This is a genomic window from uncultured Phascolarctobacterium sp. (genome assembly GCF_905212365.1).
Lineage (GTDB): Bacteria > Bacillota > Negativicutes > Acidaminococcales > Acidaminococcaceae > Phascolarctobacterium_A.
The window spans coordinates 26,105-43,189 of the sequence record NZ_CAJMEH010000004.1 but is presented as its reverse complement, the minus strand read 5'-3'; the positions used below and the strand labels follow the sequence as shown (position 1 = coordinate 43,189).

The window sequence follows — 17,085 nt, the reverse complement described above, 5'->3', positions numbered from 1 at the left end:
GCTCCCTTCTTGCTTTAAAGATAATATACTATCGCATCTAATATTTGTAAAATGCCTATTAAGAAGTTATAATATACGTATCTTGCATATTAAGAGGATAGCGTATGACAGAACAGGAAATAGCCGCGTTTTTAAGCGTGGTGCAGCATGGGACGATATCGGAAGCGGCGCAGGCTTTATTCGTCAGCCAGCCGGCGCTGAGCAGAAGGTTGGCGTCGTTGGAGGAAGAATTGGGCTGCACGCTGCTGGTCAGGCGTAAGGGGCAGCGCTATATCGAGCTTACGGACGCGGGCAAAGCTTTCGTGTCGCTGGCGCAGCGCTGGCAGGAGCTGCTGGCCGAAAGCGGGTTTCTGCGAAATTTCATCAGGACGCCAAGCCTACGTTTGGCTTCGGTGGGCAGCGTCTGCAATATTTTATTACCGCCGGTGGCGGAACTCTTTTTACAAAAATATCCTGAATGCCGCCTGAATATTTTTCAGCATCATTCTACGGAATGCTACGAGCATATGGAAAGCGGAAATTTGGATTTGGCTTTGATTTCGGACGACGTGTTTTCGCCGACGGTGGAAACCGTGCCCGCCATGCGCTCAGAATTTTATCTGCTCAGCCGTGTGCCGGGTGGTGACGATCCCGTCGCTCCGAACGAGCTTGACCCGCTTCGGGAAATACGCTTGCCTTGGACGCCGGAATTTGATTTGTGGCACGATTATTGGTTTGGAAGTACGGCGAAAGCGAAGATAGTGCTCGACCAGATGCCGCTTTTGGAATATTTTTTGCGCCACACGGATTGCTGGGCGGTTGCGCCCGTCTATATTGCGGATTTATTCGCGCGGCGGCAGGGAATTTTTAAACGGCGGTTGCAGAACCCGCCGCCGGATGAAATAATTTATTATTTGTTACCCAAGGACGCGCGCCGCACAAATAATTATAGCCGCGGCTTCTTGCAGCTGTTGCGCGCGGAGCTGGCTGCCAACCATCAAGAAATTACTACGCTGCTTTAAAAACAAAAACCAGCCCGGGCTTACGCGGCCGCGGGCTGGTTTAATTTTTCGCAGGGAAATCAGAGATGAATTTTAAATTTTATTTTGTATGTTCCGTGTTCACAGCCTGCTGGTTGGGCGCGGCGGTGGCGTACTTGCTGAGAGCGACCTTGGTGATACGGAAGTCGCCCACCGTTCCCGGTCCGTCAAGGCAGCCGTTGGGACAGGCCATGCCTTCTAGGTAACTGCAGTCGAGCTTGCCCGCTTCGGCGTCTTTGACAGCTTGTAGGCAATTATCCAAACCGCTGGCGTAATGCGCTTGGCGTACCTGCCCGCCCATAGCGGCAACGGTGTCCTGTACTGCGGCGGTAACGCCCGCCGTTAAGGGGAAGCCTAAACCCAGCTTAGACGCTTCGCGTTCGTACTGACCAACCGGTTGGTCGGCAAATTCAATATCCTTGCCCTCCAGCATGCACATGGCTTCTTCAAAGGTCAGCACATAATCGATAATATCGTTATGCTCGCGGGCTTCGTTCTTTTTAGCTATGCAGGGGCCGATAAAAACGGTAACTGCTTGGGGTCGCTGCGCTTTAACGTAGCGGCCGACGGAAATCATTGGCGAATCCGTTTCGCTGATTTTAGCCGCGGCCTGGGGCGCTTGCGTTTTAATAAGTTTAACGAAGGCCGGGCAGCAGGAGCTGGTCATATAATTTTGTTCGGATGGTACTTTTTCGATATATTCTTTGGCTTCCTTAACGCTGGTGATGTCTGCGCCCAGTCCGACCTCTACCACGTCGGCGAAGCCTGCTGCTTTCAGCGCGCTGTAGACCTGACCCATGGTGACCTTTAAGCCGAACTGGCCTACGATGGAGGGAGCTACCAGCGCTATAACCTCCCGGCCGCTTTTGATGCTGGCGATAACGCGCACGATATTACTGCGTTCGTCAATAGCGCCGAAGGGACAGGCGTTGCGGCAAGCGCCGCAGCTGACGCAAATTTCGTGGTCGATGACTGCCTTACGGTCTTCGCCGATGCTGACGGCTCCCAAGGCGCAGGCGCGGACGCAGGGGCGGTGAATTTCGATGATGGCGCCGTAGGGGCAGACCTGCTTGCAGCGGCCGCATTCCACGCATTTGGTTTTATCGATGAAGGCGCGGTTTTGCACCAGGCTGATGGCTTTGCGCGGGCAGTTGTTCATACATTTATGGGCGATGCAGTGGCGGCAGATATCCGTTACATGATAAGCTTCGATGGGGCATTGGTCACAGGCTGCCGGAAGCACGTCGATAAGCGGCAAATCTTTGCGCTCCGGCTCGTTCAGCGTCAGCTTGGACGCTTCAATGATATTGGTTTTGCATTCCTGTCCCAGGGCCATGTCGATACGGTTTTTTAAAACGGCCCGTTCTTTATAGACGCAGCAGCGGTAGCGCGGCGTGTCCTCGCGCACCTCCTGCAAAATATCGTAAACATGGTCGACGAGTTCATCGTTCCAGGTATAGCGGGATAAATGCTCCAGCACCATACGTCGCAGTTGGGCAACGGCGGTCAGCTCCATATTTGTATCCTCCTTGGCAAGCTTGGCATATATTATTTAAATTCTGCGCGTTGGGACAAATTCCTGCCCAGCTTTGAAGAAAAACATTGCGCCGGCGGCGCAGAAAAAATTTTAAAAAATTTTGCTTTACCCCCTTTACAAAATCGCCGGCTGGTTTTATAATAAGCCCATAAAGCAACAATGGTGTTGTTGGACGTCAATCCAAACTCCAATGTTGCTTTTTTGTTTTATATTACGCAAGAAAAAATTTTTCTTGCCAGGCAGTGCAACGAAGCACCGGGGCGGCGATAAGCGGCCTGCGGTGCTTTCTCATTTTTGCAGAGGCAGATAGAAAAAATCTGCAAAAGGATGCTTGCTGATATTATTTTATTGAGAGGGGCTTACGTGAGTAAACCCAAAAGCGCTTCTGGTTTTTAAACGAGAGAGATTAGGGAGGTTTTACGTATGAACGATGTACCGAAATTATTTGGCAGCTTAGTATTTAACGAAACCGTTATGAAAGACCGTCTGCCGACCGTAACTTACAAGGCTTATAAAGCTGCGGTTTTAGAAGGCAAACCGTTAAATTTGGAAATTGCTAATATTATCGCTAACGCAATGAAGGATTGGGCCCTGGAACATGGCTGCACCCACTTTACCCATTGGTTCCAGCCCATGACCGGCATCACCGCCGAAAAGCACGAAAGCTTTATTTCTCCGACCGCTGAAGGCCGCGTAATTATGGATTTTTCCGGCAAGGAATTAATTCAGGGAGAACCCGACGCTTCCAGCTTCCCGTCCGGCGGCCTGCGCGCTACCTTTGAAGCCCGCGGCTACACCGCTTGGGACCCCACCTCTTACGCTTTCGTAAAAGATAACTGTTTGTGCATCCCGACGGCGTTTTGCTCCTACACCGGCGAGGTGCTGGATAAAAAGACGCCGCTCCTGCGCTCCATGAACGCCGTAAGCAAAGCGTCCTGCAAAATTTTGAAACTGTTCGGCATCAGCACCGTACGCGTCAACAGCACCGTGGGCCCCGAACAGGAATATTTCCTGGTAGATAAAAAAATGTGGGAAAAACGCAAGGATTTGGTTTATTGCGGCCGCACCTTGTTCGGCGCTAAATCTCCTCGCGGTCAGGAACTGGAAGACCATTACTTCGGCATCATTAAACAAAGAGTATTGGCCTTTATGAAGGATTTGGACGATGAATTGTGGAAACTTGGCGTGCTTGCCAAAACCGAGCATAACGAAGTAGCTCCGGCTCAGCACGAATTAGCGCCCATCTTCTCCTCCACGAACGTGGCTTCCGACCACAACCAGCTGATGATGGAATTTATGAAGCGCGTAGCGCTGCGTCACGGTTTGGTTTGCCTGCTGCATGAAAAACCCTTTGAAGGCGTGAATGGCAGCGGCAAGCACAACAACTGGTCCCTGAGTACGGAAGAAGGTATGAATCTTCTGGACCCCGGCAAGGAGCCTTATAAGAACCTGCGCTTCCTGACTTTCCTGGCAGCAATTTTAAAAGCGGTTGACGAATATCAGGACCTGCTGCGCGTATCCGTAGCCAGCGCCGGCAACGACCATCGCTTGGGCGCTAACGAAGCGCCTCCGGCCATCGTTTCCGTTTTCCTGGGCACCGAGCTGACCGCCGTGCTGGAAGCTATCGCCGCCGATAAGGTTTATACCGGCAATCCCGAAGCTTTCATGAAAATCAGCGACGACACTATTCCCGCGTTGGTAAAGGACAATACCGATAGAAACCGTACTTCTCCGTTCGCCTTCACCGGCAATAAATTTGAATTCCGTATGTTGGGCAGCATGTTCTCCATCTCCGGCCCCAACATCGTTTTGAACACCATCGTCGCCGAAGAGCTGGACGGTTTTGCCGACAGATTGGCGAACGCTTCCGATTTGGAAGCCGCAGTTTACGATTTGGTAAAAGAAACTTATCTTGCGCATAAACGCATCGTCTTCAACGGCAACGGTTATACCGACGAATGGGTGGAGGAAGCCGCCAAACGCGGTCTGCTGAATCTCAAATCCACGCCGGAAGCTATTCCGTACATGGGCGCTCCGAAAAATGTAGCGCTGTTCACGAAGCATAATATTTTCACCGAAGCGGAAGTTAAATCCCGTGTGGAAATCCTGCTGGAAAACTACAGCACGACAATTTCCATTGAAGCGGCTACCGCGCTGGATATGTTCCACAAGGATATCCTTCCGGCAGTCAGCGCTTATACCGGCGATTTGACTAAAGCCGTGCTGGATAAAAAAGCCGCAGGCATCAGCGCAGGCTTTGAGGCTGAGCTGGCGGATAAGCTGAGCAAGCTGAGCGCGGAAATGTACGCTGCTTCCGTGAAATTGGAAAAAGATATGCACGAGGCCGCAGCTATCGAATGCAGCAAGAAGCAGGCTTGCTTCTACCACGATGTAGTATTGGAGGATATGGGCGCGCTGCGCAGCGCAGTAGACGCGGCCGAAGCTTTGACCGGCGGCAAATATTTGGATTATCCGACCTACGGCGAGCTGCTCTTCGGCGTCAACGAGTAAGACGCTCGCGGCGGATGCGTAAGCCAACCGTACAGCTTTGATACACAACGAGGTGTATCCCGCAAGGGGTACGCCTCTTTCTTTATCTCTAGACCATAAACACTAAAGAGTGCCTAGAAAATAACATGCCGCAGGCATGACATATAAAAATATCCATATTTGTATTTTGTTTGAGGGGTGACTAATAATGGATAAATTTGCAGCAACCGACACCATATGGGTACTCATTGGTGCTTTCCTGGTATTTTCCATGCAGCCGGGCTTCGCTATGGTAGAAACCGGCTTTACCAGAGCTAAGAACGCAGCGAACATCGTTATGAAAAACGTCATGGACATGTGCTTGGGTTCTATCGTTTTCTGGATTATCGGCTTTGGACTGATGTTCGGTACGGATATCGGCGGATTCATTGGCACGCCGGACTTTTTCGTACAGGGTGATTACGGCGCCAGCTATCCGTCCACCGTATATTTTATTTTCCAAACCATGTTCTGCGCGACGGCGGCGACCATCGTTTCCGGCGCTATGGCCGAGCGTACTAATTTCCTCGTTTATTGCATTTACAGCGTTGTTATCAGCGCTTTCATTTATCCCATCAGCGGCCATTGGATTTGGGGCGGCGGCTGGCTGGCGCAAATGGGCTTCCATGATTTCGCCGGTTCCACGGCGGTACACATGGTCGGAGGCGTTGCTTCCTTAATCGGCGCGCGCATGATCGGCGCTCGTATCGGCAAATATAATGAGGACGGCAGCGTCAACGCTATTCCCGGTCACAGCATTCCGCTGGGGGCTTTGGGCGTGTTCCTGCTGTGGTTCGGCTGGTTCGGATTTAACGGCGCTTCAACCGTCTGCGCTACGGGCGACGACGTGCTGACTTCCATCGGTTCGATTTTCATTACCACTAATATGGCTGCCGCAGCAGGCGCGACCGCTACCATGATTTACACCTGGGCTCGTTACGGCAAGCCTGATGTTTCCATGACGCTGAACGGCGTTCTGGCCGGTTTGGTTGCTATCACCGCCGGCTGCGATATGGTAAGCCCTGCCGGAGCTTTGATTATCGGTTTGCTTGCCGGCGTTCTGGTAGTTGTTTCCGTTGAATTTTTTGACCAGACCTTGAAAATTGACGACCCTGTCGGCGCAATTTCCGTTCATGGCGTTTGCGGCGCCTTTGGCACTATCGCAACCGGTTTCTTCGCATTGGACGGCGGCCTACTGTATGGCGGTGGCACGGATTTCCTGTTAATTCAAATTCTTGGCGTTGCAGTGGTAGCCGCGTATGTGGGCGTGGCTATGACAATCATCTTTAAAGTTTTGGATAAAATCTTCGGCCTGCGTGTCAGCGAAGAAGAAGAAATCAAAGGCCTGGATATGGAAGAGCATGGTTTACTCAGCAGTTATGCAGACTTCATGCCTACCGCTCCTGTTGAGGTCCCCGTCGCCGTTTATACCGCTCCCGCAGCAGTAAAGACTTCTGCTGTTAAGCCTGAAGGCGCGGCTAAGCTGAGCAAGGTGGTCATCATTACTTCGCAGAACCGCTTTGAGGCTTTGAAGACAGCTCTGGATAAGCTGGGCATCACCGGCATGACTGTAACTAAGGTTTTGGGGTACGGTATTCAAAAGGGTCAGACGGAAATGTACCGCGGCGCGGAAATTGCCGCTCATCTGCTGCCCAAGGTTAAGGTAGAAATGATTGTTTCCGCTATTCCTGTGGCAGATGTAGTCAATACCGCTAAAACAGTGCTGTACACCGGTAAATACGGCGACGGCAAGATCTTCGTTTACGATGTGGAAGACGTTGTGAAGATCCGCACCGGCGAAACCGGCTTCGACGCCTTGCAGGATAAACCTATTGAAGGTTAAATATTGCTTCTCCCTAATTACTCCCTAATATAGCAGAAGAGACTGAAAGCCCTTGCGTCATGCGGGGTTTTCGGTCTCTTTTGCGTTGGCTGGCTACGGTTTGGTTTCAGCAGCTGCAACCAAGTTTATAAACTAGCTTCCTATTGGAGTTTATTATGCGATGAAGTATAATATAAATGCAAAATATTTTTTTAAAGCAGAATTACAATTAATAGGGAAAGGAGATTTTTGAAATGCAAAATATCGCTTTATATAAAGCTATGCTGGAATATTTCAGCGGCGATCCGCGCCGCTGCCAGCATTTAATTAAGGTAGCCAGCTTGGCGCGGGAAATAGCGCTGCTGGAAAATTTAGACGCGCAGACCGTTGAGCTGGTGGAGGCTGCGGGCCTCATTCACGACTGTGGCATTAAAATTGGCGAAGCTAAGTACGGCGCAGGCAAATGCACCGGTAAAATTCAGGAGCAGGAGGGCCCTGCTGTGGCGCAAAAGATTTTAGCGGAGCTAGGCTATGACGCCGCGGTAGTAGAACAAATTTGTTATCTTGTAGGGCATCACCATACCTATAATAATATAGATGGGCTTGATTATCAGATTTTAGTCGAAGCCGACTTTCTCGTAAATTTTTATGAGGACGGACTAAGCAAAAATGCGATAGCTTATACTGTGGAGAAAATTTTCCGCACGGACAGCGGCAAATTGTTGGCACAGGCTATGTTTGGGCTGGAATAAAATAAACTCCTAAAGCAGACTGTTTTGATTTCAGAATTCTGCTTTAGGAGTTTTGTATTATATTATAATGAAGAAAAAATTATTTTTGTCTGGCGTGCAGCTTTTTCAGCTTGCGCATCAAGGCTTCTAAATCAAGCTTTTGCCCTTGCAGCAACGCGGCGGCGCGGGCCTTGACCAGTTCGTCGGTGCTGGTGTGGATGGTTTGGCGCAGGGCGTCTCTAATTGTCGGCGTCAGCTGCTGCAGTTCCCAGCTTTCCAAAGCGTCGCAGGCGCAGCCGCGCAGCAGCTCGTGCAGCGAACCCAGAGCGGCTGTGATAATTGCTTCGCCTTGCCCCGGATGGATTTGCAGGTAACGTAGCGGCACTACTAAAGCGTGCAGTTCGGCGGCGTATAATGGCAGCTGGTTAGTAATAAGCTGCAGAACGCGCTGGGAACGGTCGTCGCCTTCGTAGAACAGCAGGTAAGGAAAGAGCGTATATTCCAAGGGGTGCTGCTGCCAGTGGGCGAACAGCCGAGGCCAAACGTCTACTTCCGTTTCGTAGGCAAAATCAGCCAGCTGATAATTGATTTGACCGTCGATAATCAGGCGCTGCTGTATCTGCTCCTGCCAATCCTGACAGTAGACCATTTTATCGCAGCGGGAAATCAGCTCGTGGCATTGATTGGGCGACAAGGAATACAGATTGTTTTCCTCCAGCAGGCTGCGCAGAGTGTTAGCAATGGTTATCATATCTAGCAGGTCTTCGGGGATGACGGCCAGATATTGCGCGTGGCGCAGCAAGCTGCACAGCATGGGATAAATGTCGATGTTGTGCAGATTATAGCTTTCACGCACATTTTGCGGCGGATAATGCAGCAGCATAAATAAATAATTGCCGATAATGGCCATGGCGCTTTTATAAACGGTAAAGGAAATTACCGGCTGCTGCAGCACCTGGGCCATGTTTGTGGCCTGCATCAGCTTGACGGACAGTGGCGGATATTCCACGTCGATATCGGGACCGTTTTTCAAAAGCCACAAGCGTTGAGCTTCGTCGGCGCATTGGCAGTCGATGATGGCGAAAACCTTGCCCCAGCCTTTGGTGCAGCCCAGCAGCTCCCATACTGCTTTTTGCGGCGTATAGTTGCCGATGCGGCAGCCGTATAAAAAGCTGAAGGTAAATTCCTCGCAGTGGGCCAGCGTGACAATATCCTGCCACAGCTGGGGATCCTCCTGCTGCAGGCGCTCCATGCCGTACAGGCCGAAAAGTATCAGGGCAAATTTCAGCGGTTCGCGGTGGCGGGCGTTGTAGAAAAAGCTGCGCGCCAAGTCGAGGGCTATGATGTTCATATCGTCCGCGTCAAAAGAGGAGATGAAGGGGTCGCAGTATTCGGCCATGGACATACTTTTGAGATCATGGTACAGGCGTTGGCGGCGGGGCTGCAGGGGCTCGGCCAGATAGGCGCGCAGGTCCTTGAGCAGAAGGCTGGCGTCGTCTACCGCAGCGGGCATATCCATCGTGTAATAAAAAGCGTCGGTATGTCCTGGCTCCGTAAGGTAAGGATAATCGCCGCTGTCGGGTAGGTCGGGCTCGGTGTAAAAACCTTCCTCGTCAATATGATTTTTGATGTAATGGTATAATGATTTATTCATAGATTTGCTTGCAAAAAAACTTTCACTGAATTTAATTTTATGGTAAAATAAAAAAGCTGCGACTCTTTCCAGTAGGAGGGAGGTGTCTAGCATTGGAAGATAGTATCCATACCTTTGTCGTATCTGTTGGAGCAAGTATAGTCGCCTACTATATTTGCAAATGGCTGGACAGATATTAGAGCAGCACCAGCATAATAAAAAAGCAGCGGTCGCCTCCGCTGCTTTTTTGTGCCACGCTTTGGAAGAAACGTGTCCATAACCTTTTGTGCTTAAAGTATAGCATAGAGATAAGAAAATGGCAAGCCTTTGTTTTACATTTGCGTTGTAATCTCCATCAGGCAGTCGCCGCTTTCCACGCGCTCGCCGGCAGCTACATGAATAGCGCTGACGATACCGGAGATAGGCGCTGATAAAGTCGTTTCCATTTTCATGGCCTCGGTGACGATTAGAGGCGTGCCCTTGGTTACGGCCTGTCCTTTTTCCACCAGCACCTTGACTACGGAGCCGGACAGGGAAGCGCCGATTTCGCCCAGCTTGCTCTTGTCCGCTTTTTTGCGGGTGACGCTGGTTGCTTTGGCGTTGCGGTCCTTAATAATGATTTCGCGGGGCAGTCCGTTGAACTCAAAGGTCACAGTGCGCATACCGGCGGCGTTGGCTTCGGAAATATGGTCTAATTTGATGACCAGCACCTTGCCCTGCTCTATTTCTACCTTAATAGTTTCGCCGGGAGTCATACCGAAGAAGAAGGTAGGCGTATCAAGTACGGATACGTCGCCAAATTCGTTGTAACGGGTTACCCAATCGGTGAATACCTTGGGATACAGGCAGTAGGAGCTGATTGCCTCGTCGGTAGTAGGCGCGCCCATGTCTTTGAGCTTGCTGCGAACAGCTTCGAAGTCCACGGGTTCTAAAGCAGCGCCGGGACGCACGGTAATAGGCTGACGGCCCTTGAGAATGATTTTTTGCAGTTTTTCCGGGAAGCCCTGATAAGGAACGCCGATGCGGCCCTCGAAAAATTCTACGACGGAAGACGGGAAGTCCAGCACGTCGCCTTTAGCGTAAACGTCTTCTTCCGTCAGCTCGTTTTGCAGCATGAACAGCGCCATGTCGCCTACGATTTTAGAGGACGGCGTAACCTTGATTAAATCGCCGAAGAGCATGGATACGCGGTGGTACATGTCCTTGACTTCTTCCCAGCGGTGAATCAGGCCCAAGGCCTGAGCCTGCTGCTTCAGGTTGGTGTACTGGCCGCCGGGCATTTCGTGAACGTAAACTTCGGGATTGGGGAAGTTTTCCGTTCTGTCGGCAGCTTTATAATAAGGACGCACGGTTTCCCAATAGCGGGACAGCTCGTTGAGGGAATCAACGTCCAGCCGCGGCTGGCGGGGATGTCCGCTTAATGCATAATACAAACTGCTGGTAGAGGGCTGGCTGGTGCCGCAGCTCATGGAGCTCATGGCCGTATCCACGATATCCACGCCTGCGTCGATAGCGCGGGCGTAAGTATAAATGGCGTTGCCGCTGCCCTCGTGCGTGTGCAGGTGAATGGGAACGCCTACATAGGATTTCAGGCTGCTGACTAATCTGTAAGCGGCTTCCGGCTTTAACAGGCCGGCCATATCCTTAATGGCGATAATATTAGCGCCGGCCTTTTCCAAGGCCTTCGCCATATCGATATAATATTGCAGATCATATTTATCGCGATGCGGGTCGAGAATATCGCCAGTGTAGCACAACGCGGCTTCGGCTACCTTACCGCATTCACGCACGGTGTCGATGGAAAGACGCATATTATCCAGACCGTTGAGACTGTCGAAGATACGGAAAACATCGATGCCGTTCTTAGCGGCCAGTTGGATGAAGTGCTTCACTACATTATCGGGGTAGCTGGTATAACCTACGGCATTGGCGCCGCGCAGCAGCATTTGGAATAAAATATTGGGAGCTGCCTGGCGGAATTGAGCAAGACGCTGCCAGGGGCTTTCGTCTAGGAAGCGGTAGGCTACGTCGAAGGTAGCGCCGCCCCAGCATTCAAAGGAGAAAAGTCCGGGCAGCTTACCGGCGGTATCGCGCATTACGCGCAGCATATCGCTAGTGCGCAGGCGGGTGGCAAACAGGGATTGATGGGCGTCGCGGAAGGTTGTGTCGGTAACAAGTACCTCCTGCTGTGCCATTACCCAATCGGCCAAGCCTTCTGGGCCTTGGGTATCCAGAACGTGCTTAGCGCCCAAAGCTAAAATGCCGTTATAGGGTTTGGGCAGATTCAGTGGCGCAAAGTCTGGCTTGGGCTGCACGCCTACGTTGGAATAGCCGTTGACGGTAATATCGGCAATGTAATGCAACAGCTTGTTACCGCGGTCAAGGGTTTTGGGGAAAACGAACAGCTTCGGCGTTTTGTCTACAAAGTCCGTGGTGTAGTCGCCTTTGACGAAATGCTCGTTCTGCAGCACGTTTTCCAAAAATTGAATATTGGTTTTAACGCCGCGGATGCGGAATTCTTTCAGGCAGCGCAGCATTTTCGTAATAGCTATCTGATGGGTCAGACCCCAGGTGGTGGCCTTAACTAGCAGAGAATCGTAATAAGGGGTAATAACGGAGCCGGTGAAGGCGTTGCCGCCATCCAAGCGGATGCCGAAGCCGCCGCCGCTGCGATAGGTAATCAGCTTGCCGGTGTCGGGCATGAAATTATTGGACGGGTCTTCGGTAGTAATACGGCACTGAATGGCATGGCCGATGGAGCGCAGCTCTTCCTGCCGGGGCAGAGCGATTTCCGGGCCGTGCAGGCTGTAGCCTTCGGCAATGCGGATTTGAGTCTGCACAATATCGATGCCGGTGATTTGCTCGGTAACGGTATGTTCGACCTGAATACGAGGGTTGACTTCAATAAAATAGAATTTGCCGTCGGGAGTGGCTAAAAATTCCACCGTACCGGCGCTGATATAATCTACATTTTTCATCAGCTTTACTGCGGCGTCGCAGATGGCCTGGCGCTGCTCCACAGGCAGGGAGAAGGCCGGAGCTATTTCCACCAGCTTTTGGTGGCGGCGCTGCACGGAGCAGTCGCGCTCAAATAAATGCATCAAATTGCCGTGGGTGTCGCCGATGATTTGCACTTCAATGTGCTTGGGGTTCTGCAGATATTTTTCCAAATAGATTTCGTCGTTGCCGAAAGCTTTTTTCGCTTCGCTTTTAGCCATGTCGTAAGCTGTTACGGCTTCCTCCGCCGATTTGACGACGCGCATACCGCGGCCGCCGCCGCCGTTGACAGCTTTGATGATAATAGGATAACCGTATTGCTCGCCGAAGTCTAAAACCTCTTGCAGGCTGCTGACGGTGCCTTTGCTGCCGGGAATCATAGGGATACCGGCCAGCTCGGCTTGTTTGCGGGCGTTGATTTTATCGCCGAACATAATTAAATGCTCAAGGCGCGGGCCGATGAAGATTAAGCCTTCTTCGGAGCAGCGGCGCGCCAGATTGCTGTTTTCGGATAAGAAGCCGTAGCCGGGGTGGATAGCGTCCACGTCGTGTTCCTTAGCTACACGCAAAATATCTTCGATATCCAAATAAGCGTCCGTAGGGCTTTTGCCCTCGCCTACCAAATAAGCTTCGTCAGCCTTATTGCGGTGCAGGGACAGGGTGTCTTCTTTAGAATATATAGCAACAGTGCGGATGCCTAATTCATTGCAGGCACGAAAAACACGAATGGCGATTTCGCCGCGATTAGCAACTAAAACTGTGTTAATTTTGGGCATGATAGCTCCTCCTTGTCTTGATTACAGCCTTATTGTATATAAAAGCCGGGTGTAATGCAAGCAGGCTAACAGATGTATACAGGTATTCTTATATATTATTTTGTGAAAATTGGCGTGTACTATATTATAAAAAAAGAAGAAACCCATACAAAGGGGAAGCCTTGTGTACGGGTTTGAAAGTTTATGAGATTATTTAATTTAAAACATATGCCGTGCCAGTAGCGTGCAGCTTATAGCTGACATTTGTTTAGCGGCATGGCTGTGGCTTTACGCCTTCTTGGAGAGAAGTTCCAGCAGCTGATTGATATTCTTTTTGCCGAAGGAAACCTGGCTGTCGTTGATAATCAGACAGGGTACACTCATAACCTTGTACTGCTCCCGCAGCTCCGGGAAATGAGTGATATCGTAGACTTGCGCGGTAATCTGAGAATGTGCTGACGCAATGCGTTGAGCCGCAGTTACCAGCTCCGGACACATGGTGCAGGAAAGCGATACTAAAATCTTCATATCGATAGGGGCAGGAAGAGCGTTGATAGCTGCTGCCGCAGCGCTGTCCAGAGCTTGGCCGGGACCGGCTGCGTTGTAGAGTCCTAGAATGAAGGAGGTAAATTCATGGCCGCCGGGAACGCCGTGGAAAGCAAGACCCGTCCAGCTGCCGTCGGAGCGGCAAACCTGCACGCAGGGAAGAGCGGATACGGAGCCGGCATCTGAAGCAATTTCTATGTTCAGCTTATCAGTGAGCTTACCAAGCTCTTCCATGTAACCTCGCAGCTCGGCAGAAACAGAGCGTTGGTCTAAATACAGGCGCAGACGCAGAGGCTGTGCCATTCTGCTGAAGACAGTTTGCAGCTGTGCTAAAACATCGGCAGAGAACAGCCCTGCTTCGCTTTTCGGCGCTGCGTTGGCAGCAGCAGGAGCCGGAGAGGGAGCGGATGCTTTAGGCTGCTTGGGATGCAGGCCAGTCTTTTGCTGCATTTCTGCCGCGTAGCGTTCCAGCTCTGTTGCTGCTAAAGCGCCGTCGCCTACGGCGGTGACTACCTGACGCAGCGGTTTAACGCAAACGTCGCCTGCGGCATACAGTCCTTCTGCGCTGGTACGCTGGCTGCGGTCTGTAAGAATATAGCCTTGTTCGTTTACGTCGGCCAGCCCGCGAACCAATTCGGTAGCCGGAGCGTAACCGGCGAAAACAAAGACACCGAAGGTGTCGCCTTCCGGCGGACGGTATTCGGTTACTTCGCCGGTAATATTATTACGGTAGCGCAGCAGACGCAGGGCGGAATCGCCGCTTACTTCTTCTACCTGAGTATTGGTAAGAATCGTAATTTTTTCATGCTTACGAGCTGCTTCGGCAGTTGCTTCAGCGCAGGTGAAATCCTCGCCGCGGATTAAAATGGTAACGTGCTTGGCATATTTTGTTAAAAATACACTTTCCTCCGCAGCGGCAAAACCGCCGCCTACTACGAAAACGTCCTTGCCGGTGAAAAATTCGCCGTCGCAGGTTGCGCAATAGGCTACGCCGTGACCCTTAAATTCTTCTTCGCCCAGAAAGCCCACCTTGCGGGGATGAGCGCCGGTAGCCAAAAGGATACCAAAGCAGCGTAATTCGCCGCGGCTGGTTTGCACGGTTTTGATATCTCCGTCTAAGGAAAGGCTTTCTACCTCGGCCAGCAGAAATTCTGCGCCGAAGCTTTGCGCCTGCTTTCGCATGGTTTCGGTAAGAGCTTTGCCGTTGGTACGTTCTACGCCGGGGTAATTGACTACCTCATCGGTAATGGTAATCTGGCCGCCGAACTGCTCCTTTTCCACGACCAGTACGCGGTAACGAGCGCGGGCTAAATACAGGGCTGCCGTTAAGCCTGCCGGGCCGCCGCCGATAACCACTACGTCATATAAATTATCGTAATTCTGTGCCATGATATTAAAGCTGACCTACGAGATCAAGGCTGGGCTTCAAGGTTTCTGCGCCGGGCTGCCATTTAGCCGGGCAAACTTCGTCGCCATGGGCAGCTACAAATTGCAGAGCCTGTACCTTGCGCAGCAGTTCGTCGGCGTTGCGGCCTACGTTGCCGGCGTTTACTTCGTAGGCAACGATTTTGCCTTCGGGATTAACAACAAAGGTACCGCGTTCTGCCAGACCGTTTTCTTCAATCAGTACTTCAAAATCTTTGGACAGAGCGTGGGTGGGGTCGGCCAGCATCGGGTATTGAATTTTTTTGATGCGCTCGGAAGCGTCGTGCCAAGCCTTATGTACAAAATGGGTGTCGGTGGAAACGGAATAGATTTCACAGCCGATAGCTTGAAACTCAGCGTACTTGTTGGCTAAGTCTTCTAATTCAGTGGGGCAGACAAAGGTGAAATCTGCGGGATAGAAGAAGAACACACTCCATTTACCAAGAATATCAGCCTTGGAAACAGCTTGGAAAGAATTATTTACAAATGCCTGTACGGTAAAATCATTAACTTCTTTGTTGATCAGGGACATAAAAATACCTCCTTAAAATATAACTTATTTTTAGTTAGCGAGAACTAACTTCTATAAATATTATAAAGGGATGACCAAACAATGTCAAGGATAATTATTATCCATTAGGAGGCAATGTCTTGATACTTTTGTGAATTTTATCCCAGCATAATGAAGAATAGCCAACGCTTTAGCTGCGTTGGCTACTTTGTGCGCGCTGAGTATTGCGTTAGCGCTTGAATTTTCGCTTATTATTTCTTCAACGAATTGTAAATTCTTCTCTTGGCTAGTAGTGCAGTTATTTATCGCTTTCCGTTTCTGCTACGATTCGTTTTTGTCCTGCGAATTTTCGGCTTGAGTATCATAGGACGACCAAAAAGCGTCTTCTATCTGACTGCCGTCGGGTCGCAGATAAATTTGAAAATGCTCGTCGCTGTCCGGCAGGCGGTACGCCAGGCTGACATATTAAACTGTTTTACGCAAGCTAGTACTCGGTTATCGTGTTATACTCTAGGCTTATATTGACGCTTATATATTGTGGTCAGCTTGATTAACATATGTTTACTTGACATTATTTCTTGGAAAAATGTATAAAAGAGCTGCTCTATTCTAGATACTTGTTAAAAATCCTCCTGCTTCAATTGAAAATAAATTTCAAAAATTTCTGATATACATATAGACTTTTAGAGAAAATAATGTATAATATTAACAAGTTGATTGTATAACAGGAATGTTCTGAAAAAACGCAGAAATATGTAATGAAAATGAGTGAGTGCGTAAAATTTTGAAGATTATTTTTGGAATACATATTGATTGCTCGAAATTTTCAAAATCTTACAACAAAGGAGAGCGTTTTGGTATGATGAATGATTTCACTATGGCGTCCGTTAAGGAGATTAATCTATTCATGCAGCGATATTGCAGGAATGAAGGGACACGGTTACAGATTGGCAAATATTTTAAGGTTGATGTAGAGGTATACGAGGATTTAGCTCCTGGACAGCAGGTGTATAGCTGGATTAATGGGGGTAAATTGATAGGCGGTACAGTCATAGCATTTCAGGTCAAGGATATACAAAATTTGAATTTGTACTATCCGGTATTTCCGGAAAGTATAGGTAAGCAGTTGTTGAAGGCATGGGGAATGCCGTTGCCACCCAAGTGGAGTATATATGCGGACGATAATAAGTGGCTGTATACGGAAACGGCAGATGAGCTTAATCAGGAAATGCGCAGGCTGCTGCTTTATGGGCGTTTATTCATCAGCTTACAGCAGCGAGGCTTTTGTCCTATGCCCTATAGTTTTAAAGAAATATATCTTCAATTAAACAAATTTTCTAATGATTCTGTGGACGTAAGCGTTGTGCGCATGGTAAATGCTGTGCTGCGCGAATATTTGCACATGAAGGGCAGATTTATGAATTGCAATAATCTACAGGATTTCATTGCTTACCTGCATAATAAATATACATTGTTATCGTTTGTCAACGCAGATTTTTCCGGACTGCGGCAGTTATTGGCACAGGAGAATGAACAAAGCTATTTTTAGGAGGTGGGATAAAAAATCACAAATGCGTTGG

At 50.0% G+C, this 17,085-nt stretch carries 10 protein-coding genes; 5 read left to right on the top strand and 5 right to left on the bottom strand.

The features are described 5' to 3' along the window. Nucleotides 1–104 precede the first annotated feature (104 nt). Entirely contained in the window at nt 105–1,001 is an 897-nt protein-coding gene (locus QZ105_RS01540; RefSeq protein ID WP_293728088.1) for a LysR family transcriptional regulator, read from the top strand. 79 nt (nt 1,002–1,080) lie between these two features. Here QZ105_RS01540 and QZ105_RS01535 read toward each other — a convergent pair whose 3' ends face one another. Next, a complete protein-coding gene (locus QZ105_RS01535; RefSeq protein WP_293728087.1) occupies nt 1,081–2,535 on the bottom strand; it encodes a 4Fe-4S dicluster domain-containing protein in 1,455 nt (484 codons plus the stop codon). 444 nt (nt 2,536–2,979) lie between these two features. On the opposite strand from QZ105_RS01535, the gene QZ105_RS01530 reads away from it, so the two are divergent. From QZ105_RS01530 to QZ105_RS01520, 3 genes are all read left to right on the top strand, one after another. Continuing rightward, nucleotides 2,980–5,067 (top strand): glutamine synthetase III, encoded by a 2,088-nt coding sequence (locus QZ105_RS01530; protein WP_293728086.1) that lies wholly within the window; start codon nt 2,980–2,982, stop codon nt 5,065–5,067. Between the two features lie 187 nt (nt 5,068–5,254). Beyond that, nucleotides 5,255–6,928 (top strand): ammonium transporter, encoded by a 1,674-nt coding sequence (locus QZ105_RS01525; RefSeq protein ID WP_293728085.1) that lies wholly within the window; start codon nt 5,255–5,257, stop codon nt 6,926–6,928. A gap of 233 nt (nt 6,929–7,161) precedes the next feature. After that, complete coding sequence (locus tag QZ105_RS01520; RefSeq protein WP_293728084.1) at nt 7,162–7,659, top strand: HD domain-containing protein; 498 nt, start codon at nt 7,162–7,164, stop codon at nt 7,657–7,659. Between the two features lie 79 nt (nt 7,660–7,738). Here QZ105_RS01520 and QZ105_RS01515 read toward each other — a convergent pair whose 3' ends face one another. The 4 genes from QZ105_RS01515 to ahpC all read right to left on the bottom strand — a co-directional run bounded on the left by QZ105_RS01515 (nt 7,739) and on the right by ahpC (nt 15,526). Further along, nucleotides 7,739–9,292, bottom strand: a complete 1,554-nt coding sequence (locus tag QZ105_RS01515; protein ID WP_293728083.1) for a hypothetical protein — start codon at nt 9,290–9,292, stop codon at nt 7,739–7,741. A gap of 311 nt (nt 9,293–9,603) precedes the next feature. Further along, nucleotides 9,604–13,044, bottom strand: coding sequence for a pyruvate carboxylase (gene pyc, locus QZ105_RS01510; RefSeq protein ID WP_293728082.1), 3,441 nt, complete (start codon nt 13,042–13,044; stop codon nt 9,604–9,606). Nucleotides 13,045–13,311: 267 nt separating this feature from the next. Continuing rightward, on the bottom strand, nt 13,312–14,958 hold the full coding sequence (locus QZ105_RS01505) for an FAD-dependent oxidoreductase (protein ID WP_293728081.1): 1,647 nt from the start codon (nt 14,956–14,958) through the stop codon (nt 13,312–13,314). A gap of 4 nt (nt 14,959–14,962) precedes the next feature. Further along, nucleotides 14,963–15,526 (bottom strand): alkyl hydroperoxide reductase subunit C, encoded by a 564-nt coding sequence (ahpC, locus tag QZ105_RS01500; protein ID WP_293728080.1) that lies wholly within the window; start codon nt 15,524–15,526, stop codon nt 14,963–14,965. Between the two features lie 838 nt (nt 15,527–16,364). On the opposite strand from ahpC, the gene QZ105_RS01495 reads away from it, so the two are divergent. After that, nucleotides 16,365–17,054: a hypothetical protein gene (locus QZ105_RS01495; protein ID WP_293728079.1), complete on the top strand. Its 690-nt coding sequence runs from the start codon at nt 16,365–16,367 to the stop codon at nt 17,052–17,054. Nucleotides 17,055–17,085 lie beyond the last annotated feature (31 nt).